Annotated in this window: 19 protein-coding genes; 17 read left to right on the forward strand and 2 right to left on the reverse strand. The window is 57.9% G+C overall.

From position 1 onward, the window contains the following. Positions 1–42: 42 nt before the first annotated feature. Entirely contained in the window at positions 43–789 is a 747-nt protein-coding gene (mpaA, locus tag LC059_RS04365; protein WP_226702593.1) for a murein tripeptide amidase MpaA, read from the reverse strand. Between the two features lie 245 nt (positions 790–1,034). Here mpaA and LC059_RS04370 point away from each other — a divergent pair, with 245 nt between their 5' ends. From LC059_RS04370 to recO, 7 genes are all read left to right on the forward strand, one after another. After that, on the forward strand, positions 1,035–2,453 hold the full coding sequence (locus tag LC059_RS04370) for a DegQ family serine endoprotease (protein WP_226702594.1): 1,419 nt from the start codon (positions 1,035–1,037) through the stop codon (positions 2,451–2,453). Positions 2,454–2,657: 204 nt separating this feature from the next. After that, complete coding sequence (lepA, locus tag LC059_RS04375) at positions 2,658–4,463, forward strand: translation elongation factor 4 (RefSeq protein WP_226702595.1); 1,806 nt, start codon at positions 2,658–2,660, stop codon at positions 4,461–4,463. Positions 4,464–4,565: 102 nt separating this feature from the next. Next, positions 4,566–5,342, forward strand: coding sequence for a signal peptidase I (gene lepB / locus LC059_RS04380; RefSeq protein ID WP_226702596.1), 777 nt, complete (start codon positions 4,566–4,568; stop codon positions 5,340–5,342). Between the two features lie 74 nt (positions 5,343–5,416). Next, positions 5,417–5,863 carry a DUF4845 domain-containing protein gene (locus tag LC059_RS04385; protein ID WP_226702597.1) on the forward strand — a complete coding sequence of 149 codons (447 nt, stop codon included), beginning with the start codon at positions 5,417–5,419 and terminating at the stop codon, positions 5,861–5,863. Positions 5,864–5,866: 3 nt separating this feature from the next. Further along, a complete protein-coding gene (gene rnc / locus LC059_RS04390) occupies positions 5,867–6,547 on the forward strand; it encodes a ribonuclease III (protein ID WP_226702598.1) in 681 nt (226 codons plus the stop codon). A gap of 89 nt (positions 6,548–6,636) precedes the next feature. After that, positions 6,637–7,548 carry a GTPase Era gene (gene era, locus LC059_RS04395; protein ID WP_226702599.1) on the forward strand — a complete coding sequence of 304 codons (912 nt, stop codon included), beginning with the start codon at positions 6,637–6,639 and terminating at the stop codon, positions 7,546–7,548. Positions 7,549–7,564: 16 nt separating this feature from the next. Next, positions 7,565–8,368, forward strand: a complete 804-nt coding sequence (recO, locus tag LC059_RS04400) for a DNA repair protein RecO (protein ID WP_226702600.1) — start codon at positions 7,565–7,567, stop codon at positions 8,366–8,368. Between the two features lie 42 nt (positions 8,369–8,410). Here the strand turns inward: recO and LC059_RS04405 are convergent, their stop codons facing one another. After that, on the reverse strand, positions 8,411–11,254 hold the full coding sequence (locus tag LC059_RS04405; RefSeq protein WP_226702601.1) for a response regulator: 2,844 nt from the start codon (positions 11,252–11,254) through the stop codon (positions 8,411–8,413). A 228-nt stretch (positions 11,255–11,482) separates the two neighbouring features. Here LC059_RS04405 and cysM point away from each other — a divergent pair, with 228 nt between their 5' ends. The 10 genes from cysM to LC059_RS04455 all read left to right on the forward strand — a co-directional run bounded on the left by cysM (position 11,483) and on the right by LC059_RS04455 (position 22,994). After that, positions 11,483–12,403, forward strand: a complete 921-nt coding sequence (gene cysM, locus LC059_RS04410; RefSeq protein ID WP_319005082.1) for a cysteine synthase CysM — start codon at positions 11,483–11,485, stop codon at positions 12,401–12,403. A 58-nt stretch (positions 12,404–12,461) separates the two neighbouring features. Further along, complete coding sequence (gene relA / locus LC059_RS04415; protein ID WP_226702603.1) at positions 12,462–14,714, forward strand: GTP diphosphokinase; 2,253 nt, start codon at positions 12,462–12,464, stop codon at positions 14,712–14,714. Positions 14,715–14,742: 28 nt separating this feature from the next. Next, positions 14,743–15,558: a nucleoside triphosphate pyrophosphohydrolase gene (gene mazG / locus LC059_RS04420; protein WP_226702604.1), complete on the forward strand. Its 816-nt coding sequence runs from the start codon at positions 14,743–14,745 to the stop codon at positions 15,556–15,558. Positions 15,559–15,785: 227 nt separating this feature from the next. Next, positions 15,786–16,439, forward strand: coding sequence for an adenylate kinase (gene adk / locus LC059_RS04425; protein WP_226702605.1), 654 nt, complete (start codon positions 15,786–15,788; stop codon positions 16,437–16,439). Positions 16,440–16,726: 287 nt separating this feature from the next. Further along, the gene (hemH, locus tag LC059_RS04430; protein WP_226702606.1) at positions 16,727–17,770 is read left to right on the forward strand and encodes a ferrochelatase; all 1,044 of its coding nucleotides are present in this window, start codon (positions 16,727–16,729) and stop codon (positions 17,768–17,770) included. Between the two features lie 357 nt (positions 17,771–18,127). Continuing rightward, positions 18,128–18,943, forward strand: a complete 816-nt coding sequence (locus LC059_RS04435; RefSeq protein WP_226702607.1) for a hypothetical protein — start codon at positions 18,128–18,130, stop codon at positions 18,941–18,943. Positions 18,944–19,184: 241 nt separating this feature from the next. Next, entirely contained in the window at positions 19,185–19,910 is a 726-nt protein-coding gene (gene tsaB, locus LC059_RS04440; protein ID WP_226702608.1) for a tRNA (adenosine(37)-N6)-threonylcarbamoyltransferase complex dimerization subunit type 1 TsaB, read from the forward strand. A gap of 70 nt (positions 19,911–19,980) precedes the next feature. Next, positions 19,981–20,781, forward strand: a complete 801-nt coding sequence (locus LC059_RS04445) for an undecaprenyl-diphosphate phosphatase (protein WP_226702609.1) — start codon at positions 19,981–19,983, stop codon at positions 20,779–20,781. Between the two features lie 56 nt (positions 20,782–20,837). Then, on the forward strand, positions 20,838–21,722 hold the full coding sequence (locus LC059_RS04450) for an NAD(P)-dependent oxidoreductase (RefSeq protein ID WP_226702610.1): 885 nt from the start codon (positions 20,838–20,840) through the stop codon (positions 21,720–21,722). 123 nt (positions 21,723–21,845) lie between these two features. Beyond that, positions 21,846–22,994 carry a DUF3524 domain-containing protein gene (locus LC059_RS04455; protein WP_226702611.1) on the forward strand — a complete coding sequence of 383 codons (1,149 nt, stop codon included), beginning with the start codon at positions 21,846–21,848 and terminating at the stop codon, positions 22,992–22,994. The last annotated feature ends 70 nt before the right edge of the window (positions 22,995–23,064 follow it).

A 23,064-nucleotide genomic window follows, 5' to 3' on the forward strand; every position in this document is an offset into this window, starting at 1 on the left:
TTACAGTGCGAGGGAGGGCCTCAAGATTGCGCTGGCCGCATTTCAGGGAACGTAGCGCAGCAGCTCGGTGGTGATATCCAGGTACTCTTCACTGGCGACGTCCGCGGAGATAGGTGGGTACTCCAGGGTAATACAATGGTATTCCTGTTGGGCACACCAGGTGCCAAAAGACCCTGGTGTCTGGTAGCCCAGCTCAGTGACCAGAGGCAGTTCCATACGCTCTGCGAGCCACTGACCAAGGGGGCTCTGCAGGGGGTCTTCCACGCAGGCCAGCGGCTCATGAATTGAGACCAGCCAGGCGGGCTCCAGCTCCCTGATCAGGCGACAAAGCGCCTGGGTTTCCGGTTCTGACCCGGCGCGGTCGCCACTGGACAGGTGGACGTCGCGCTCCTCTGCAGCGCTGTTCCACCGGTAAACGGTGCCGCCGCCCTGCCAGTTGATGGTGGCGAAGTTCCGGTTCAGGTCCACGCCTCGCGCATTCGAGCGAATGCCCAGCTGGCAGCCGTCCGGGTTGACCGCGAGGATGACGTGGTGCCGCAGCTGCCCAGCCTCCAGAGACCGCAGGGCGCAGGAAAGGGTGACCACTGCGGCCACCTCATCGCCGTGGGTGCCGGCCATTACCATGCCGGTGTGTTCATCCCGAATATCGGCGGGAAAGTAGAGCAGCGGGGCTCCGAGCACTGACTGTCCATATTGCAGGCGCTGACTGTGGAATATCCCGCGTTCACTGCGGGGGCGCAATGTGGGCATTGAGTCGTTGTGCGGGGCGGTGTTTCGGGGCTGTGTCATGTTCTGTTCAGGCGTCCTTAACACTGTTTTACACTGAGTTATGAGAACTTTTCCGCGAAACGTCCAACTAACAGTGTGATACCGGTCGACTGGGGCTTTCTAGAGTCGAGACCTGGAGTCGAGGCCGGTAGCGGTACCTGAGCTGGCAACACTTGGCGGATAACACTGAGTGATAGCCATAAAGGTCAGAGTTCCGAACACATTTTTTTGAATATTAGTAAAAGCGCTTATCAGGGGTAACAAATATGGTTGCACGCTTTTCGCAGTTTTTGCTTGCACTTTGTATTCTGGTTTCCTTCTCTGTGGCTTCTACGGCCGCCAGTGCCCGCGGCCTGCCGGAGTTGACGGACCTTATCGAGCAGAATTCGCCGGCGGTGGTGAAGATCAATACCGTGGAACGCAGCCGCGCGTCACGCAATGGTGGGGTACCACCCCAGTACCAGCAGGATATCCCGGATATTTTCCGCCATCTGCTGGAGCCCCGTCAGCGCCAGCAACGACCGGTGGCCAGTATGGGCTCCGGGTTCATCATCTCCAAAGATGGCTATGTAGTCACCAATAACCACGTAGTGGATGGCGCGGATGAGGTGCTCGTCACTCTTACGGACCGCCGAGAGTACGAGGCCAAGGTTGTGGGCACCGACCCGCGCTCGGATCTCGCGCTGCTGAAAGTGGACGCCGATGATCTCCCCTCTATTCGCTGGGGGGACTCGGAGAGAATCAAGGTAGGCGAATGGGTAGTGGCCATCGGCTCGCCCTTCGGGCTGGATTACTCGGCCAGTGCGGGGATCGTCAGCGCCATGGGACGCAGTATCCCCAATGAGAGCCGCGAGAACTATGTGCCTTTCATTCAAACTGACGTTGCGATTAACCCGGGCAACTCCGGCGGCCCGTTGTTCAACCTGAATGGTGAGGTTGTCGGTATCAATTCCCAGATCTATACCCGCAGCGGCGGATCCATTGGCCTGTCTTTCGCGATTCCGGCGAGCCTGGCCCAGGACGTGGTGGCGCAGCTGAGAGAAAAAGGGCGTGTGGATCGAGGCTGGCTGGGCGTCGGTATCCAGGATGTGGACCGCAAGCTGGCCAAGGCAATGGGCCTGGGTAAGCCTTCCGGGGCGCTGGTGGGCCAGCTGGAAGCTGGATCCCCTGCAGATAAGGCGGGCATCAAGGTTGGCGACATCATTACCCGGTTCGACAGCGAGAAGATCAGCATGTCCGGTGACCTGCCTCACGTGGTCGGCCAGACCCGCCCGGGTGCAGAGGTGCCGGTGATTCTGATGCGTGAGGGCAACGAAAAGAGACTGAAAGTGCGTGTCGGTGCGCTGCCCGGCGACGACGATGTCCAGCAGGCATCGGTCTCGCCCCAAAGCTCGGATATCGGCGGTCGCCTGGGGCTGGCGGTAGATGATATCCCCGACAGTCTGAAACAGCGTCTGGGCGTTGAAAGCGGTGTGGTAGTGAAGCAGGTGGTGCCCGGAAAGGCCGGTGCCAATGCGGGCCTGCGTAGCGGCGATATCATCGCCCAGCTCGGGTTCGACCAGGTGGAGTCCCTCGCCGATTACCAGAAAATCGTCAAGAAGTTGCCCAAGGGTGAATTGCTGCCCATCCGCTTCTTCCGCGGGGGGCAGCCCACCTTCCGTACCATCCAGATCGAAGAGGACTGATCTCAGTGATTGGGCGGGCTCCAGCGGTGGTCACTGTGGTGATTTAGACGCTGTCGGGCGCCCGCTTGGGTGCCCGGAGCCCCCGACCTGACGGGGCTCCGCGGAGATTGGATGCACTTTTCCTGCAACCTGTTAGACTTGCGCCCACAGCGCGGCCCGGTCCGCCCATTAACTCACTGATTTTTAAAAGGTTTTATCCTCGCAGTGGCCACTGATCTCTCCCATATCCGCAACTTTTCCATCATCGCCCACATCGACCACGGAAAATCCACCCTCGCCGATCGTTTTATCCAGGTCTGCGGTGGCCTTAGCGACCGTGAAATGGCGGCGCAGGTGCTCGACAGCATGGATATCGAGCGGGAGCGGGGCATTACCATCAAGGCCCAGAGCGTGACCCTGGATTACAAGGCACGCGATGGTAAAACCTATCAGCTCAATTTTATTGATACCCCCGGACACGTGGACTTTTCCTACGAAGTATCCCGCTCGCTGGCCGCCTGTGAGGGCGCGCTGCTGGTGGTAGATGCGGCCCAGGGGGTGGAGGCGCAGTCGGTAGCTAACTGCTACACCGCGATCGAGCAGGGCCTGGAAGTGATTCCGGTGCTGAACAAGATGGATCTCCCCCAGGCCGAGCCGGAAAAGGTTGCGGAGGAGATTGAAGACATTATCGGTATCGATGCCACTGAGGCGACGCGCTGTAGCGCCAAATCTGGTCTCGGTGTGGAAGACGTACTGGAAGATCTGGTGCGTCTGGTACCGCCGCCGCAAGGCGATGTAGAGGCACCGCTGCAGGCACTGATCATCGACTCCTGGTTTGACAGCTACCTGGGGGTAGTGTCGCTGGTGCGGGTGGTTCAGGGAACGCTGAGCACCAAAGACAAGATTGTTACCAAGTCCCTCGGCCGCCCCCATGTGGTGGACAGCGTGGGCGTGTTTACCCCCAAGCGCAAAGAGACCGGTGTCCTCAGGGCTGGTGAAGTGGGCTTTGTGGTTGCGGGCATCAAGGACATTCACGGTGCACCGGTGGGCGATACCCTGACCCACGCCAAGGGCGCCGACGAAGTGTCCATGCTGCCCGGTTTCCAACGGGTGAAGCCGCAGGTCTACGCCGGCCTGTTCCCGGTCAGCTCCGATGACTACGAGGCCTTCCGCGATGCCCTCGACAAGCTGTCGCTGAACGACGCATCCCTGTTTTACGAGCCGGAAACCTCCGACGCGCTGGGCTTCGGCTTCCGCTGCGGCTTCCTGGGTATGCTGCATATGGAGATTATTCAGGAGCGCCTAGAACGCGAGTACGACCTGGACCTGATCACCACTGCACCAACCGTGGTGTATGAAGTGCAGCTGAACAACGGCGACCTCGTAAATATGGACAACCCCTCTCGCATGCCCGACCTGGGCGTGATCGAGGAGATGCGCGAGCCCATCGTGGAAGCCAATATCTTGGTGCCCCAGGATTATCTCGGCAACGTGATCACCCTGTGTGTGGAAAAGCGCGGTATCCAGAAAGATATGCAGTACGTGGGTGGCCAGGTTTCCCTGCGCTATGAGCTGCCCATGAGCGAAGTGGTGATGGACTTCTTTGACCGCCTGAAGTCGGTAAGCCGCGGTTTCGCCTCACTGGATTACAACTTTGTGCGTTTTGACCCGGCAAAGCTGGTGCGTCTTGATATCCTGATCAACGGTGAGCGGGTGGATGCTCTGGCGGTGATCCTGCACCGGGATAACGCCCAGCAGCGTGGCCGCGCCCTCGCCGAGAAAATGAAAGAGCTGATTCCACGCCAGATGTTTGATGTGGCCATCCAGGCTGCCATCGGCGGACAGGTGATTGCCCGCACCACGGTGAAGGCCTTGCGCAAGAACGTAACCGCAAAATGTTACGGTGGCGACGTCACCCGTAAGAAGAAACTGCTGGAAAAACAGAAGGCCGGTAAGCGCCGCATGAAGCAGCTGGGTAAGGTCGAGGTGCCCCAGGATGCCTTCCTGGCGGTGTTGAAGGTAGACAGCTGATTTTTGCCTGAACACAATTGAAGCCCCACCGATTGAGTCGGGGCTCTTGTGATTGAGGCTGCAGAAACGATCGATAAGAACCAGTCAGAAAGAGACGTTTGAATGGATATCAATTTCCCCCTTATTTTGCTGTTACTCGTGGTTGTGACAGGGGTTATCTGGCTGTTTGACTTGCTGTTCCTGGCGCGCGGCCGCAAGGCCCGGGCGGCCAAAGGGCAGCCGGAGCAGGAGCCGGTCGTAGTGGAGTACGCCAAGTCCTTTTTCCCGGTGCTGGCGATTGTGTTCGTGCTCCGTTCTTTCCTGGTTGAGCCTTTCCAGATTCCCTCGGCATCCATGGATCCCACCCTGCAGGTGGGGGACTTTATCCTGGTCAACAAATACGCTTACGGTTTGCGCTTGCCGGTGTCCCGCACCAAAGTATTCGATATTGGCGAGCCCAAGCGCGGTGATGTGATGGTGTTCTTCCCGCCCCACGCCAATGAAACCTATTACATCAAGCGTGTGATCGGCCTGCCGGGGGACCAGATCCGGGTGGTCAACAACCAGCTGTTTATCAACGGCAAGCCCGCGCCACAGGAACTGATCCAGGCGCTGCCTCCCGGCAACCCGGAGAAAGAATTCCTGTGGGAGGAAATTGACGGTCATCGCCACCTGATGGCGAAGCAGGTTGTTGCCAGTCGTTTCGGCAATGTGCGTACACTGGTGGTGCCTGAAGGGCACTATTTCATGATGGGCGACAACCGAGACAACAGCCTGGACAGCCGCAAGTGGGGCTTTGTGCCCGAGAAAGACATTGTCGGCAAGGCCTTTGCAATCTGGATGCATTGGGACAAACTAATGAGCCTGCCCAGCTTTGATCGGGTAGGTGGCATCGAGTAGGACTCGCTGCATAAACAAACGATAAAGACTGAAACCAGGGACCGGTTTTAATAACGATAAAACGGTACTACGCAATGGCTTTTCAACTAGGTAAATCGCTGGCTGCCCAGCGGGGCATGAGTTACTGGGGCTGGCTGTTTGTGATTGCAGTGTTCGGTTTCGGCCTGACCATCGTGTCCAAAATGGGCCCGGCTTATATCGACGCGCATTTTGTGGAAGAGGGGCTGCAGACCCTGTCCAAGCAAAGTGCTGTGCGCGACATGAGTAACTCTGAGATCAAGCGCGAGCTTGACCGGTTCTTTACCATCAATAATGTGCGCGGCGAGCCCGCCAAGGCGGTAAAGATTATCCGCGGTGCCGACAGCACCCTGGTAAGCATCAACTATGAATTGCGTCAGCCACTGTTCCACAATGTGGACGTGGTGATGAAGTTTGATAAACAACTGAATACTGCCAAACCCGAGCTCTGCTGCGAGCCGCTGGTGGATCTTGAGCAGTTTCGCAAGCGAGACGAATACTGACCGGTGACAGACCTCCACCTGCAACGACTCGGCAACCGCCTGGGCTATGAATTCACCCGGGCGGACCTACTTACCCTGGCACTGACCCACCGCTCCCACGGCAGCCGGAATAACGAGCGGCTAGAATTTCTTGGCGACTCCATCCTCGGGTTTACCATCAGTGCCGCACTGTTTGAAAAATTTCCCGAAGGTCGCGAAGGCCAGATGAGCCGCTTGCGCGCGCAGCTGGTGAGTGGCGAAACCCTCGCCAAACTGGCGCGCGAGCTGGAGCTCGGTGAATGTCTGCGTCTTGGGGAAGGCGAGATGAAAAGTGGCGGCCACCGCCGCGCCTCGATCCTGGCGGATGCGGTAGAGGCCATTATCGGCGCCATTTACCTGGATGCCGGCCTCGAGGCTGCGCGCGAGCGGGTGCTGGCGTGGTTCGCCCCACGCCTGCAGAACCTGTCATTGGAAACCGCCAAAGACCCCAAAACCCGTCTTCAGGAATGGTTGCAGGCGCGCCAGAAGCCGCTACCGGACTACCAGGTGGTGGAGGTTGCCGGTGAGGAACACTCCCAGCAGTTTGTGGTGGAGTGTCGGGTGGCCGGCCTCAACTCACCCGTTCGCGGCACTGCCAGCAACCGTCGGGCGGCGGAAAAGGCCGCCGCCAGTGAAGCCTACGCTCGACTGACCGGGCAGGGCTGACTCTATAATCTGCACCAGTATTTAATGCCCATTTTCACGCAGGCCATTTGGCGGCCTGTGCGTAGGCCCAAGAGGCCCGGAGATTTCCCTTGAGCGATTCAGACACCTCGCCCACCCGCTGTGGATACGTGGCCATTGTCGGCCGGCCCAATGTGGGCAAATCCACCTTGTTGAACCACATGTTGGGGCAGAAAATCTGCATTACGTCCCGCAAGCCCCAGACTACCCGCCACAATATGCTCGGCATCAAGACCGAGGGTGCCAACCAGATCATTTTTGTGGATACACCGGGACTGCACGCCGGTGAAGAAAAAGCCATCAATCGCTATATGAACCGCGCGGCCATCAGCTCCACGCGGGATGTAGACGTTGTGGTGTTTGTGGTGGAGCGCGCGCGCTGGACCGAGGGCGACGAGCTGGTGGCACAGAAACTCCGGGGGCTGAAGTGCCCGCTGATCATCGCCATCAACAAGGTGGATCAGCTGGAAGACAAAAACGCACTGTTACCACAGCTCCAGGCGCTGGCGGAACGCTTTCCGGACGCGGAAATCGTGCCGATATCCGCACTGCGCGAAGCCAATCTCAAATCCCTGGAAGACGTTATTGTCGCGCGTCTACCTGAAGGCATGCACTTCTTTGAGGAAGACCAGATTACCGATCGCAGCTCACGCTTTCTCGCCGCCGAGATCGTGCGCGAAAAGGTCATGCGGCAACTGGGTGCTGAACTTCCCTACGCAGTGACCGTGGAGGTGGAGGAGTTTTCCCAGGAGGGCAAGATCCTGCATATCAGTGCAGCGATTCTGGTGGAACGCAACGGGCAGAAGCGCATTCTGATCGGTACCAAGGGTGAGCGCATCAAACAGATTGGTCAGCAGGCGCGCCAGGATATGGAACGTCTGTTTGACAGTAAAGTGATGCTCAATCTCTGGGTGAAAGTGAAATCTGGCTGGTCGGACGACGAGCGCGCGTTGCGCAGTCTCGGATACGTCGACAAGCGTTAACCGGGCTTGGACAACCGTGCAGCAGCTGCCCCCGCAACCGGCGTATATTCTGCACTCCCGGCCATTTCGTGACTCCAGCCTGATTCTGGAGCTGCTCACTCCCGATTATGGGCGCATCGCCTGCATTGCCAAGGGCGCGCGGCGCGACAAGCAGCGCCGCCAGCGCGCGCTGCAACCCTTTTCCCCGCTTCTGGTGACCCTGCTCGGGCGCCATGACCTCAAGACCCTCGGTCCCCTGGAAAATGCAGGTCAACCCCTGTGGCTCAAGGGCAGGGCGGTTTATGCCGGTCTTTATGCCAACGAATTGCTGGTGCGATTGCTTCCGGAAGGTGAGAGCCTGCTTGCGGTATTTGCTGCGTACCAGCAGCTGCTGCAAATGCTGGCATCGGTTTCTGGAGACAGTAGTGAAGAGCTCGAAGTGCCCCTGCGCCAGTTCGAATTACGCCTGCTGCAGTCACTGGGGAGCTGCCCCGAGCTCGGCTATAGCGCGGTTGAAAACGCGGCGGTGCGGGGCGCAGGGGTGTATCGATTGACTCCAGAAGACGGGTTCGTGCCCGTGGCTGTACCCGCTGGGCAGTCGATGGGGGCAGGCGATTTTCTCGGCGCGCAGCTGCTCGAAATGGCACAGCTGCTGGATACGAGTTTCTCGGACATGGAAAGTGGTGAGTTGGAGGACACCGAAACACTTCAGTTGGTAGTGTTAGCCCCCGAAACTCTGCCCGTGGCCAAACGCCTTACCCGGCAACTGCTGCGGCCGCTGCTGGGCAGTCGGCCGCTGAAAAGCCGGGAGCTTTTCCGTCAGGTGTATTGCGAAGGTTGAGGCCCGGCGGCTCTTCCACCACTCTTTACTTTTCGGCCTGGCTCAGGATTGCCGAGCGCTTTCCCTCTCGAGGCCAAACAGCGCTTCCAGGTCCTGATCTACTGCCCAGTCGCGCAGGCTGCGAATTTCCTTGCGGGCCAGCTCATACGCGGCTTCCAGGGCTTCCCCGTCGATATTGGCTTCCGCCTGATCCTGCAACGGTCTCAGCAGTTCCTGGAGCTGCTCGGTGGCGCTGCGCAGAAGGGGGACACCGCAGTAGCAGCAGCCTCCGTGCAGGCGATGTATCCGTTCGAACAGGCCTTTCAGGTCACCTTCCTGATACATTCGGGACAACTCCTGTTCGTCATCGTGAAGTCCCTTCAGCAGCATGCGCAGCAGGTCGCGCGCGAGACTGGGATCCTGATTGGCGAGGTTCAGGCTTTCACTAATGTCCACAAGGCGGGGCCCCACCAGGGGCCTTAACTGTTCGGGCTCCGCGGGTGTGTAGATTTCCATCCAACGCTTCACCGTGTGGCTGAGCTGGGCTTCGCTGACGGGTTTACTGAGGTAGTCATCCAGCCCCGCGCTAAGCAACCGGGATTTCTCCTCAGTCCCGACATGGGCCGTCAGTGCAATAATTGGCGTGCGGTGTCCAGACTCTTCCTCGCGCATTTTGGCGGTGGTGGCGATGCCATCCATGCCCGGCATCTGGATATCCATGAAAACCATATCGAAATGCTGTTCCCGCCACAGCTCGAGGGCCTCCTCGCCACTGGCTGCCACTACCACTTCCACACCTTGTGCGCGCAGCAGTTCGCTCATCAGCAGGCGATTGGCCTCGTAGTCGTCAACGGCGAGTACGCGTGGCTTGGCCGGCCACGGCAGGCTGTCGAAGTTGCCTGTCTGCGGCTTGGGCTGTGCCTGGTGGGGCAGAGCTCTCTTCAAGGCGCGCAGCAGCCCATCGCGGCTTACCGGCTTACCCAGGAAGGCGAGTACCCGGGTGCGCAGTGCATCGTAGCAGCGGCGCAGATCTACCGGTGAGCCCTGGATGATCACGCGGCACTGATAGGTATCTACCAGTTGTTGCACTGCCGGAATGAACGTACCGAAATCCCCGTCTGCGACAGCGGTATCGATAATCAGCGCATCGGGCATGGCATCGTGTCGCCACATCTGCTCGATTGCGGGGACCAGATTGTCGCCACTGCAGTGCTCCAGTGGCTCCGCCTGCCAGTGGGTCAACTGCTGGCCGATCTGCTGGCGGGTCATAGGATTGGGGTCTATCAGGAGTAGACGACATCCGGGGAACTGTTCACGGGTCACCGCGGTACGGTTGCGATCGATGGTCAAAGGCAACTGTACCCAGTAAGAGCATCCACCCTGGTCATTGTCTTCGATGCTCAGTTCACCGTTCATGGTCTGCACCAGGCTGCGGGCAATGCCCAGGCCCATGCCGTTGTTGCTCATCTGTTGCGGCGGGTTGTTGCTGAGTAACTGTTTGAGCTCCCGGCGGCCCTGCTCATCGCAGCGTGCGCCGTTGTCGACGATACCGATACGCACGGTCAGTTCCGACTCTTTGCCGCTCTGGACGGTGATTCTCACCGGGATGCTGCCATTTTCGGAGCAGCGGATGGCGGTGCTAACCAGGTTGGTGAATATTTGCTTGATACGCAGCGGGTCGCCAATCTGGGAAGGCGGCAGCTGCGGGTCCACAAAGGGCACCAGTTCCAGGTTGTGTTCATAACCGTAGGGAGCCAGGATCTGCAGTGTTTCCTCCAGCACCTGCCCTAGGTTCATCGGGCTGTGGTCGAGTACCAGATTGCCAGACTCGATACGCGAAAAATCGAGAATATCGCTGATAGTGGTAAGCAGACTTTCTGCAGAGCGCAGAATGGTCTGCAGGTAATCCTGTTGCAGCTGGTCGACTTCGGTTTTCAGGAGCAGGTTGGTGAACCCGATGATGCCATTTAACGGGGTGCGGATTTCGTGACTGGTGTTGGCCAGGAAAGTCGACTTTACCCGACTGTTTTCCACGGCTTTTTTCCGGGCCAGCTCCAGTTCAATATTCTGTTCTTCCATGGAGTCCAGGGACTGGCGGAGGTCCTCCATGGATTGGTGCAGCCCCTCCTGATAGTCCCGATGATATTCAGACAAGTTGTCTGCCATCAGATTGATCTCTTCCGCTAACTGCGAGAGTTCCTGGTTGCGGGAATAGGCGGTGCGAGCATTGAACTTCCCCTGCCCGATTGCACGCAGGGAGTCCTTGAAGCGATCCAAGCTGCGGGAGGCGCGCTCGGAGAGTGCCACTGCCCAGACCAGGGCAATCATTGCGCAGACGATCAGCCCGAGAAGGCCTACCAGGGCCACCTGATAGGTTCCCACCAGAAAATAAGGGCGGTGAAGTTCAATGCTGAGCCAGCAGTTGGCATCCTCTCCGCGCAGTGGGTGCAGAACCTGAAGGCTTTGCAGGTCTTCGTGCACGTGGGCCTGTTTGCCGCGGAGTTCGTCGGCGGTAAACAGGGTGCGGGGGCGCGGTCCGACGCTGGAAATCAGTTTGAACTCTTCCAAGCCGGAGGTGTTGATATCAGCACGATATAGCTGCACGGAGCGGATCATGTCCCGTTCCAGCATCAATGCCATCAGGCTTTTGTCGAGCCACTGGATACGGTCTTCGAACGGATGGCCATCACTCAGGTGGATCAGTTCCACCAGTTGTTCGGCACTGGCGCGACCGTGGCTTAATAACAAGTCACGACGGTCGCTCATCTGCTGCAGGGTGAACAGCAGGCAAAGCAGTATCGACAGGATCAGCGCAGGCGCCATGGTGTAGCGGAACAGAATCGCACGCAGGGAGACCCGGCGCTGTGATCTCGTGCGCTTCCCCTGGCGTTGATCTGCCGGGCTCATATCCACCAGAGTGCTTCTATCTGTTTGGGGTGCAGTGGCCATAGTCGCAGTTAATGTTGTGTTATTTTTGTCCGATTCTACGCCTGCTGGGCACAGATACCACCCCGGATTGACCGGTTTTTGCGGTGATTCTGCTGCTGGCCAGGTTGAGGCATTCGCAGCATTCGCGGCTCGGGGGTAGAATGTGCGCCCTCCGATAGCCTAAAGCCAAGTCCGATGGGTCAGAAGTTGACTATGGAATATCCAACGATTGCCGACTGTGTAGGCAATACCCCCCTGGTGCGTTTGCAGCGCCTGCAGGGCGATTCTTGTGGTGCCACCAGCAATACCATCCTGCTCAAGCTGGAGGGGAACAACCCCGCGGGCTCGGTAAAAGACCGGCCGGCGCTGTCCATGATCAGCCGCGCAGAAGCCCGCGGCCAGATTCGTCCGGGAGATACCCTGATCGAAGCCACCAGTGGTAACACGGGTATCGCGCTGGCCATGGCTGCGGCCATTAAGAGTTACCGGCTTATCCTGATTATGCCGGAAAGTGCGACCGATGAGCGCAAGGCTGCCATGACTGCCTACGGTGCCCAACTGATTCTGGTGACCGCAGAACAGGGAATGGAGGGCGCGCGGGATCTGGCACTGCAAATGCAGAGTGAAGGCAAGGGGCTGGTTCTGGATCAGTTCTCGAACCTGGATAACCCTGCAGCCCATATCGAGACGACCGGACCGGAAATCTGGCGGCAGACGGGTGGTCAGATTACGCACTTTGTGTCTTCCATGGGGACGACGGGCACCATCATGGGCTGTGGTCGGTACCTCAAGCAGCAGAATCCGGCTATCCAGATAATCGGCCTGCAACCAACTGAGGGCTCCGCAATCCCCGGTATCCGCCGCTGGCCCCAGGCGTACCTGCCGAAAATCTTCGTGCCGGAAGAAGTGGATCGGGTAATGGATATCAGTCAGCGGGAGGCTGAGGAAATGACTCGCCGCCTGGCGCGGGAGGAGGGCATCTTTTGCGGGGTGTCTTCTGGGGGCGCTGTAGCCGGGGCGTTAAAGGTTGCCGAACAGGTAGAAAACGCCACTATCGTCGCGATTATTTGTGACCGCGGTGACCGCTACCTGTCATCGGGTCTGTTTGATGCTGACGCACCGGCGTAAAGCGCAAGGCGCTATCGAATAAAACGTATTTCTATCATTCTGACCGCGAGTTAATACATTGGTACAAGTCAGAAAAAACTATCCGCGATTGGCTGACGGCACCCTCGACCGGGAAGCCTGGCTGCGCCACATCCAGGCGATGGCAAAGCTGGACGGGGGCACGCTGGTGACCCTGCGCAAAGCCGTCGAACTGAGTGAGGAAGCGGAACAGAAAGCCATCGATGCAGAAAATATCTGGGTTGAAGGTACCAGTAGCTTTCTTACTGGCCTCGAGATGGTGGAAATTCTCGCGGACCTGCAAATTGATGGTGAAGCACTGTGCGCGGCCATGCTGTACCGCGCGGTGCGGGAAAAGCGTCTATCCCTTAAGGTCGTTACCGAGGAGATGGGTGAAACCATCGCCAAACTGATCCAGGGTGTTTTGCAGATGGCGGTGATCCGCAGTCGCACTGCAGACACTGGTGAAGAGGGGCGGAGCGGCGCAGTTGAAGAGCACTCGGAAAATATCCGCCGCATGCTGGTGGCGCTGGTCGATGACGTACGTGTAGCGCTGATCAAGCTGGCGGAACGTACCTGCGCCATTCGCGCTGCGAAAAAAGCCGACGAGGACAAGCGCCGTCGTGTCGCCAGGGAGGTGGCAGATGTCTACGCTCCCCTGGCGCACCGGTTGGGTATCGGGCATATCAAATGGGAGCTGGAGGATCTGTCTTTCCGCTATCTCGAGCCCGATGATTACATGCAGATAGCACGGTTGCTGGATGAAAAGCGCCTGGCGCGTCAGGACTATATCGATGATGTCCTGAGCCTGTTGCGCAACGAACTGTCCAAGGCGGAAATTGAAGGGGAAGTATTCGGCCGCGCGAAGCACATCTACAGCATCTGGCGAAAGATGCGCCGCAAGAATATCGGCTTTTCCCAGGTCTATGACATCCGTGCTGTGCGTATTCTGGTCCCTACGGTGCGGGATTGTTATGCGGTACTGGGTATCGTGCACAACCTCTGGCGCAATATTCCCAACGAATTTGACGATTACATCGCCTCGCCGAAAGACAATGGATACCGCTCCCTGCACACTGCCGTGATCGGCCCGGACCGCAAGGTACTGGAGGTGCAAATCCGCACTTTCGCCATGCACGAAGAGGCTGAGTACGGCGTATGTGCCCACTGGAGATACAAGGGCACGGATAAAAAATCCGGCCAGTTGGATGGCCAGGATGGCTACGAACAGAAAATTTCCTGGCTGCGGCAGGTGCTTGACTGGCACGAGGAAGTGGGTGGCAACCCGCTGCAGGAAGATTTGCAGGCAAGTGACGTGGACACACGTATCTATGTGTTCACCCCGGACGGCCATGTGGTCGATTTGCCCCGCGGCGCAACGCCGCTGGACTTTGCCTACAAAATTCACACCGAAATTGGCCACCGCTGTCGCGGCGCCAAAGTGGATGGCCGCATCGTTCCCCTGAACCACGAACTGCAGACCGCCAATCAGATAGAAATTCTCACTGGCAAGCGTGAAGCGCCCAGCCGCGACTGGATTTCCCGTAGCATGGGATACATCACCACTTCTCGTGCCAGGGCAAAGGTCATCCACTGGTTCAAGCAGCAGGCGCGTGACCAGAATGTGGCGGAAGGGCGCACCATTCTCGATGGCGAGTTCAAGCAGTTGGCGCTGGCGGATTTCGACTTCGAAAAGCTCGCTAAAAAGCTCAATATGCACTCCCTCGATGACCTGTATGCGGCGGTAGGGGCTGGAGATATTGGCGTCGGCCAGGTGTTGAACGCCGCCCAGCGCATGGTGAAAGTAGAGCGGGGGGAGCCGGTTCTTTCCCTTACCGCGCCGGTTGCCCGCGATGGCCAGGCGGATGTGTATATCGATGGTGTCGGTAACCTGCTTACCCAGATCGCCCGTTGCTGTAATCCGGTACCGGGGGATGAAATCATGGGGTATATCACCCAGGGGCGCGGTGTTTCCATTCATCGGAAAGATTGCGCCAATATGCTGCGCATGCAGTCGGAAGAGCCCGAGCGGATTTTGCAGGTGGAGTGGGCCGATAAGCCCACCGAAGTGTACGCGGTGGAGATCATGGTGGAGGCCTATGACCGCCATGGCCTGTTGCGGGATGTGACCACTATGCTCGACAGCCAGCGTATCAACATTACGGCGATGCAGACCCACTCCAACAAGCACAAGCACACGGTGGATATGGTCATTACCGCAGAGATTCATAATTTCGAGGAGCTCAGCCACGTGTTGCATCGAATAAATCAGCTGCCGAATGTGGCGTCCGCAAAGCGGCGTATCCTTCACTGAGCGGCGCTCCCCAGAAAGGGCAGTCAAGATGAAAGAGCATTTCAGCGTAGAAGATCTGCAATATCTGATGTCCCAGTTACGCAACCCCGATGGCGGTTGCCCCTGGGATCTCAAGCAGACATTTGCCTCCATCGTTCCGTCTACGATTGAGGAGGCGTACGAGGTTGCCGAGGCCATCGAGCGGGAAGACTTCGCGCATCTGCAGGAAGAGCTCGGTGACCTTCTGTTTCAGGTCATTTTTTATGCCCAGTTGGGGCGGGAAGACGGGCACTTCGACTTTTCCGTTATTGTCGACACTCTTGTGCGCAAGCTGGTCAGGCGCCATCCACATGTGTTCCCCAGCGGTGAGCTATACGGTAGTCCAGATGGGATGCAGGGGAGTGCGATCGACGAGGAACAGGTAAAAGCCAACTGGGAAGCGATCAAGGCGGAAGAACGTCAGGCCAAGGGTGAGAAGGGGACTCTCGACGGAGTGGCCGTTGGTCTCCCGGCATTGACGCGTGCCGCCAAGCTGCAAAAGCGCGCTTCGCAGGTGGGTTTTGACTGGCCAGAAATAGACGGGGTTTTGGCCAAGGTGGAAGAGGAAGTGCGCGAACTGCGTGAGGCCATTGCCTCCGGAAACCAGGATCACTCGCGGGAGGAGCTGGGTGATTTGCTGTTTTCCTGTGTCAACGTGGCGCGGCATTTGAAAGTCGATCCGGAGGCCGCACTTCGACAATGTAACCGAAAGTTCGAGCAGCGGTTTGGAATGGTGGAATCCGCGCTCAAATCCCGGGATCAGCAGCCCTCCGACGTCTCACTCGAGGAGCTGGATAGGCTGTGGGAGCAGGCAAAGCAGCAGTGAACTGCGCCCATACCACCGTTGTTGCATCGGCGATTGAGTTAGAACTGAAGCGAAAATCTTTAATTGGCCGGAAATTCGTAGAATTTTGTAAAAAAATTACCGAATCCGGTCAGACCACATGCGCACTTGTTCTGTCTTGGGGCAGAGTGTAAGGTAGCGCTCTTTTTTACGGGGACCCGCCGCAATGGCTGCGCTGCGTCTCGGCATGATCTGGAGATTATCTGTTTATGCGAATCATACTTCTGGGCGCCCCGGGCGCAGGCAAGGGCACCCAGGCCCAGTTCATCACCGAGAAGTTTGGAATTCCTCAGATTTCCACCGGAGATATGCTCCGCGCTGCGGTAAAGGCCGGCACGCCGCTCGGTCTTCAGGCCAAGGACATCATGGCGGCTGGAAAGCTGGTTTCCGATGACCTGATCATCGCCCTGGTCAAAGAGCGTATCGCCGAGCCGGACTGCGCCAATGGTTTCCTGTTTGATGGCTTTCCCCGCACTATTCCCCAGGCTCAGGCCATGCTGGATGCGGAAGTGTCTATCGACCACGTACTGGAGATTGCTGTAGACGACGAAGAGATCGTTAAGCGCCTGTCCGGTCGCCGGGTGCATGAGGGTTCTGGTCGTGTTTACCACCTGGTCTACAACCCGCCCAAGTCCGAAGGCGTGGACGATGTTACCGGTGAGGCGCTGGTTCAGCGCGCCGACGACAGCGAAGAGACTGTGCGCAACCGCCTTTCTGTTTATCACGAGCAGACCGAGCCCCTGGTAGGCTTCTACCGTGAGCTGGAGCAGCGTGAGCCGGAAGCTGCGCCCAAGTACAGCAAGGTCGAAGGCGTCGGCTCCATGGACGACATCCGTGCGAAGGTGCTCGAGGCATTGGGGTGATTCGTTCACACGCTTTGCTGATGTAGTACTGAAAAGGCTCCCGCGGGAGCCTTTTTTGTTATTTGTCTCGCGTCATCGTTGATTTGATGGACTCGCTATTACCCTGACCCCGTTCCCCAGGCCCGCCTCATGTTCCGTGTTTTTCGCCGGCTATCGGTGCTATAGAAACCCGCCTGAATACATTTGCGCCGGTTTCTGAAATACTTCCGTCCCACAGATCAGGGATATCTCTTCAAGGTATCCGCCGGCAATATCCAATACCCCTATCCAGTGGAGTGCGAGCAAATATGGTTCGAACGAGTGCGGCTCACGCGATCATTCTGATGAATCTGGGAACCCCTGCAGAACCGACGCCAGGTGCTGTACGGGCGTTTCTCCGCGAGTTTCTGTCCGATCCCAGAGTGGTGGAAATCCCGAAGCCTGTCTGGCAGCTTATTCTCAACCTGTTTGTATTACCCTTGCGACCGAAGCGGATAGCGCCCGCGTACGAAGAAATCTGGAATCAGGGGCTGGATGGAGAGGCGGTGTCCGGCTCCCCGATTGTGTTTTACACCCAGCGCCAGGTGGAATTGTTACAGGAGCGTTTGCAAGCTCAAGGCCCCGAGGAAGAGGGCGAGGGGCACGGTGAGGTGCGGGTAACCTATGCCATGACTTATGGCGGCCCGAGCCTGTCGGAAACGATCGAAAAGCTCCAGGGAGAAGGCTGCACCGGGTTTACTGTGCTGCCGCTGTACCCACAGTATTCTGCCACGACGACTGGCGCGATTTACGATCAGGTGGCCACAATTATCCGCAAGTCTCGCAATGTGCCGGATATTTCTGTTGTACACGATTACTGGCAACACCCGCGCTATATCGAGGCGCTGGCGAACTCTGTACGTGAGCACTGGCAGAAAAATGGTGCTGCGGAGAAGTTGTTGATGTCTTTCCATGGGATTCCCAAGGCCAATACGAAAAAGGGCGACCCCTATTACCTCCACTGTTGCGGCACTGCCGAGCGGGTTGCCGCTGCCCTTGACCTGCCCCGGGAGAAGTGGGAAATCACTTTTCAATCTCGTTTCGGCAAGGCCGAGTGGTTGCAGCCTTACACGGATAAAACCCTGGCCGAGTGGGGCCAGAGCGGTATTTCCAGTGTCGATGTGATTTGTCCGGCATTTTCCGCGGATTGTCTGGAAACCCTGGAGGAAATTGCGGTAGAGAATCGCGCTAACTTTATCGATGCTGGCGGCCGCGAATATCGATACATCCCGGCGCTGAACGCGCGCAAAGATCACATCGAGATGATCGAAGCAATTGTCCGGGAGAGAGTTCCCGGACGAATGCCGGCGTAATTATTGCGATGAGTTTCCTCCTTTATCCGGCGAATTTTCTTTAAAAATCCCCCGAGCTCACAGAAAAACCGAATTTTTTTGGAAAATTCGGTTTTTTTTGGCCCATTTTCTTGCAAACCCTACTTTTTTTATTAACTTTGATACAGCCGTGTCATTTCGAATGGCTGGGCTGCTCTCGATTCTGCGGTTTCTGAGTTTTGTCTGGTAAGGATTCTTTCCGGTGTTTACTGGCTTGGGTTCACCGGATGGGAAATCGGGAGCTGTTGCATTTCCGGCGGCAGCGAAAACCGGGTTGCTGGTCGGCACACACTTCTGTGTTCAAAGTGACTTCTTCTATAGAGAAAGAGGAGACAAGGGATGGCACGAGTCGCAAAGAAAAAGGCCAAGGCAAAACGTGTAGCCAAGGCCAAACCGGCCGCCAAGGCGAACACAGGCACTTCGCCGGTGGTTGCCAAGGCACAAAAGGCAGTAGATTCTGCTGCGAAAGCACTGGATGCTCAGCTGGATCGGGTAGGAAAGGCGAGAGCAAGGGTTCAGAAAAGCGGATCTGCCACTGCCAAACAGTCCCTGGCTTCGGCAAATGCCAAGTTGCGGGAGCAGCGTTTGAAAGTGGCGGAAGCAAAATTGGGTTTGGCCAAGGCCAGTGCCATGGATTCCGTGCGCCAGGCTGAGGAGTCTGCGAAGAAGGCGGTTGCAGACATGGCTGAAAAGCTCTCTGCCAAGGCCGAGAAAGAGCGGGAAAAGGCAGTAAAGGCCTTTGAGAGTCGCTGGAAGAAATCCCGGGCAAAGGCCGATGCCAAGAAGGTAAAGGCTGCAGAGAAGAAAGCAACCGCCAAAGTGAAGGCTGCGGCGAAGAAGGCTGCGGCGAAGGCCAAAGCGCTAGAGAAAAAGGCGGCGGTCAAAGCCAAGGCGGAAGCCAAAAAAGCGGCCAAGGCAGCCTCCAAGAAAAAAGCCGTCAAAAAGTCTGCCGCGAAAAAGACAACCGCCAAGAAGGCACCCAAGAAGTCTCCCGGGCGGCCGAAAAAGTCCACGGTGAAGAAGGCGGCTGCCAAGAAGGCGGCCACCAAAGCGAAGAAGTCGGCACCCAAGAAGTCTGCCCGTCGCGGACGTCCACCGAAGGCTGCGGCCAAGAAGGCCGGTGCCCGCCGCGGACGGCCGCCCAAGAAGTCCTGATCGACGGTCAAGTCGGTCTACTGAAGATTCTGCTTTCTGGCAGAGCACACGAGCCCCGGCCTAATAGCCGGGGTTTTTGCTTTTCGGGAGCGGTTTTTTAAAGGCTAATTCTGGGGCTGGTTGCGTTTGTCGCTGGGCATGCCACAATTCGCCCCTGTCAGGTATCTGCGCCCGTTCGGGGGGCTGCCATCCTGAATACCCACACCGTTTCTCCACACTTACTTCACAACGGGTTCTCGCATTGAAATTACTGGCTGTTGATACCACCTCCGGAGCCTGCTCTGTAGCCCTGTATCAGGATGGCGCGGTTATTGAACAGTTCGTGCGTGCTGAACGGGATCACACTCGCCGCCTGTTACCGATGGTCGAGGCGGTGTTGATGGAGGGTGGGTTGCGTCTGGCGGACGTCGATGCCCTCGCCGTGAGCCAGGGGCCGGGGTCATTCACCGGTCTGCGTATTGCCATCAGCTGCGTCCAGGGGCTGGCATTTGCCGCAGATAAGCCGGTGGTGCCGGTGTCCAGTCTGGCAGCTATGGCGACCGGTGCTATTCGTACTAACCCCGATTGGCAGGGCGCCGCGGTATTACCAGCGCTGGACGCGCGGATGCAGGAGGTCTACTGGGGGCTGTATTCCTCCGAGAACCCGGGTGAAGCGTTGTTGGCGGATGCAGTTTCGAGCCCGGAGCAGGTGGTTTCGGCCCTGGAAGCATCGGGCTACCTTGATTCAGCGGTCGATAACCCGTGTCCATTTGTTGCTGCCGGCCCGGGTTGGCAATACCCTGAATTGGAAGCACTGGCTCCGCTGGGCGTCTGGCAGGACGCGGCGATTCATGCCCAGGACATCGCCGTATTGGCCGCCGGACTTTGGCAGAAAGGGGAGTATCTGGCGGCCCAGGACCTGGAGCCAGCCTATCTGCGCAATGAGGTAACCTGGAAGAAACGCGAGCGCATCCGCAATCGCGGTTAACCAGTGGTCTCTTCAATAACAAACTAACTGCGGCGCAGGTTTTTCGCTGGCGGCAAACGTAGTAGCAAGTATGGAAACTTTTCAGATCATCTTTCTTTCCCTTATTCAGGGGATTACCGAATTTCTGCCGATATCCAGCTCAGCACACCTTATTTTGCCAAGTCAGGTACTGGGTTGGCCGGATCAGGGGCTCGCTTTTGATGTGGCGGTGCACTTTGGTTCCCTGATCGCGGTGTTGGTGTACTTCCGCAAGGACGTCTGGCACCTGATCTGCGATGGCCTGGGCGGTTTCAAGACCGGGCAATTCAGTGATGAGGGGCGTCTTGCCTGGTTGATTGTGCTGGCTACCATCCCTGCCGGGTTGGTGGCGCTGGCGTTTAAAGATTTCATCGAAACGCACCTGCGGTCTTCTGCAGTGATTGCCGCTACCACCATTCTGTTTGGCGCTTTGCTCTGGTGGGCCGATGTGCGCGGCGAGCGCCGCGATGATATTGGCAAGCTTGACTGGAAGAAGGCGCTGATGATCGGTGCGGCCCAGGCCATTGCGCTGATTCCGGGCACGTCTCGCTCCGGTATTACCATGACCGCCGGCCTGATGCTTGGCCTGAAACGGGAGGCGGCCGCGCGCTTTTCCTTTCTGATGTCGATCCCGGTGATTACCCTGAGTGCCTTGCTCAAGACCTATGAGCTACTGGGCACCGATTCGGCGCCATGGGGCAGCATTTTTCTTGGCGTCGTGCTTTCGGGAATAAGCGCCTACCTGTGTATTCACTTTTTCCTGCAATTCATCAGCCGTATCGGCATGGCGCCCTTCGCCATCTACCGCTTTTTGCTAGGCGGTATATTGATTGGCTTGCTGCTCGCCAACTGAGTGGTGCAGCGTATTTGCTTTTTGAGACTGGTCGTGTGGCCTGAACGAGGTTTGTTATGACAACCACAGTGGCATTTATCGGACTCGGCGTAATGGGGTTCCCAATGGCCGGGTATCTTTCCAAAGCCGGGTATCGTGTGCAGGTGTACAACCGCACTGGCAGTCGTGCCAGCGAGTGGCTTTCTTCATACGATGGTAAAGACTTCGCGACCCCCGCAAAAGCTGCCAGTGGTGCGGATATGGTATTTGCCTGTGTTGGCAATGACGATGACTTGCGTCAGGTCACTATTGGCCCTGATGGTGCCTTTCACGGAATGACTTCTGGCACCCTGTTTGTCGACCACACCACCGCATCGGCAAACGTGGCGCGGGAGCTGGCTGGCGCAGCGAAGGAAAAGGGCATCGGATTTCTGGATGCGCCGGTGTCCGGCGGCCAGGCGGGCGCGGAAAACGGGGCTTTGACCATCATGGTGGGTGGCGAAGAGTCAGACTTTGAGCGCGCGCGCCCACTGCTGGAATGCTACGCACGGGCGCTCAATCTGCTCGGGCCAGTGGGCAGCGGGCAGCTGTGCAAGATGGTTAATCAGGTGTGCATTGCCGGGCTGGTACAGGGACTTTCTGAGGGTCTCCATTTTGCCCGAGCCGCGGGGCTGGACCCGGAGCAGGTGGTGGAGGTTATTTCCAAAGGCGCCGCACAGAGCTGGCAGATGGAAAACCGCTATAAAACCATGCTGGCCGGTGAGTATGAGCACGGCTTTGCGGTGGACTGGATGCGCAAGGACCTGGGTATTGTATTGGATGAGGCCCAGCGCAACGGCGCCTTGTTGCCTGTTACTGCGCTGGTGGATCAGTTTTACAGTGAAGTGCAGGCGCTGGGCGGCGGTCGCTGGGATACTTCCAGCCTGTTTGCGCGGCTGACAAACCTGCGGGATTTTAACTGACCACAATTACACCCGGTTTCCCGGCCGACCGGTCGGGGAAACCCTACCCAGCCTGTCCAGCTGCTCAGCTATTTCTTCAAAAATATTTCAAATAACTCCTCAGGTAACTATTCAGGTAATTTTGTGAAAGTGCTTCTGCTTTCCGCCTACGATGCCGACAGCCACAAGCGCTGGCGGCGTGGGCTGGTGGCCGCCATTCCCGATTGGCAGTGGACGGTGCTCAGTCTGCCACCCAGATATTTCAGCTGGAGGGTGCGCGGCAACAGTCTCAGCTGGGGTAGGGGAGAGGCGCTCGCCACCCTGCGTCAGCCATGGGATTTGATTGTCACCACGTCGATGACAGACCTCGCCTCACTGCGCGGGTTTGTGCCCGAGCTGTGCCGCGTGCCCACCGCGGTGTATTTCCACGAAAATCAGTTTGATTATCCGTGTACCGAAGATGCGGTGCCCTCGGTCGAGCCTCAGCTGTTGAATATCTATACCGCGCTCTGCGGTGACCTGTTGCTGTTCAACTCAGAATACAACCGCAGCACGTTACTGGAAGGGGCGGAGCTGCTGTTGCACAAGCTGCCGGATCAGGTGCCGAGAGGTATTTGTCAGGAGATTGCGGATAAATCCCGGGTGCTACCGGTTCCCCTGGAGCCGGCGGCATTTCTCGGTGCTGGTGAGGAGAAGGCTGCCGTTAAGAAAATTGTCGGCGAGAAAGATGCTCGAGTGACCTTTGTGTGGAACCACCGCTGGGAACACGACAAGGGCCCCGACATCCTGCTTGCCGCTCTACGTCGTTTCGGTCGCCAGCAGATTCCGTTCACCCTGCATGTGGTAGGGCAACAGTTCCGCCGTCAACCTGCGGAATTTGCACATATCCGCAAGTTGCTCGACAAGCAGGGGGCGTTGGGTGCCTGGGGTTACCGCGAGAGCCTTGCGGAGTACCGTCAGCTGCTGGCCCAAAGCCACGGGGTCATTTCTACCGCACGGCACGACTTTCAAGGCCTCTCGGTACTTGAAGCCGTCGCTGCCGGTTGCCAGCCACTGGTACCGGACAGCCTCGCTTATCCGGAATGGTTTGGTCGCGGCGGATGGCGATATTCCGATGACGTGGAGTCCTGTGCGGCCCACTTGTGCAACGCCATGGTGCGCTGTGCCCGGCGCGTAGAATCCGGGGAGCCTTTGACTGTGCCCGATATCTCGAATATGAGCTGGGAGGTGATGGCGGGAGACTACCGGCAGCTGTTGACCGATTGTGCCGGTCGTGGCGGGAATTTGGCCTGAGCGTACACCCCCCAGCGGGAAACGGGTATCATTCGGCCTCAATTCGCCGATTGACGATTAGCAAGAACGG

This window comes from Microbulbifer elongatus, assembly GCF_020524885.1.
GTDB lineage: Bacteria > Pseudomonadota > Gammaproteobacteria > Pseudomonadales > Cellvibrionaceae > Microbulbifer > Microbulbifer elongatus_A.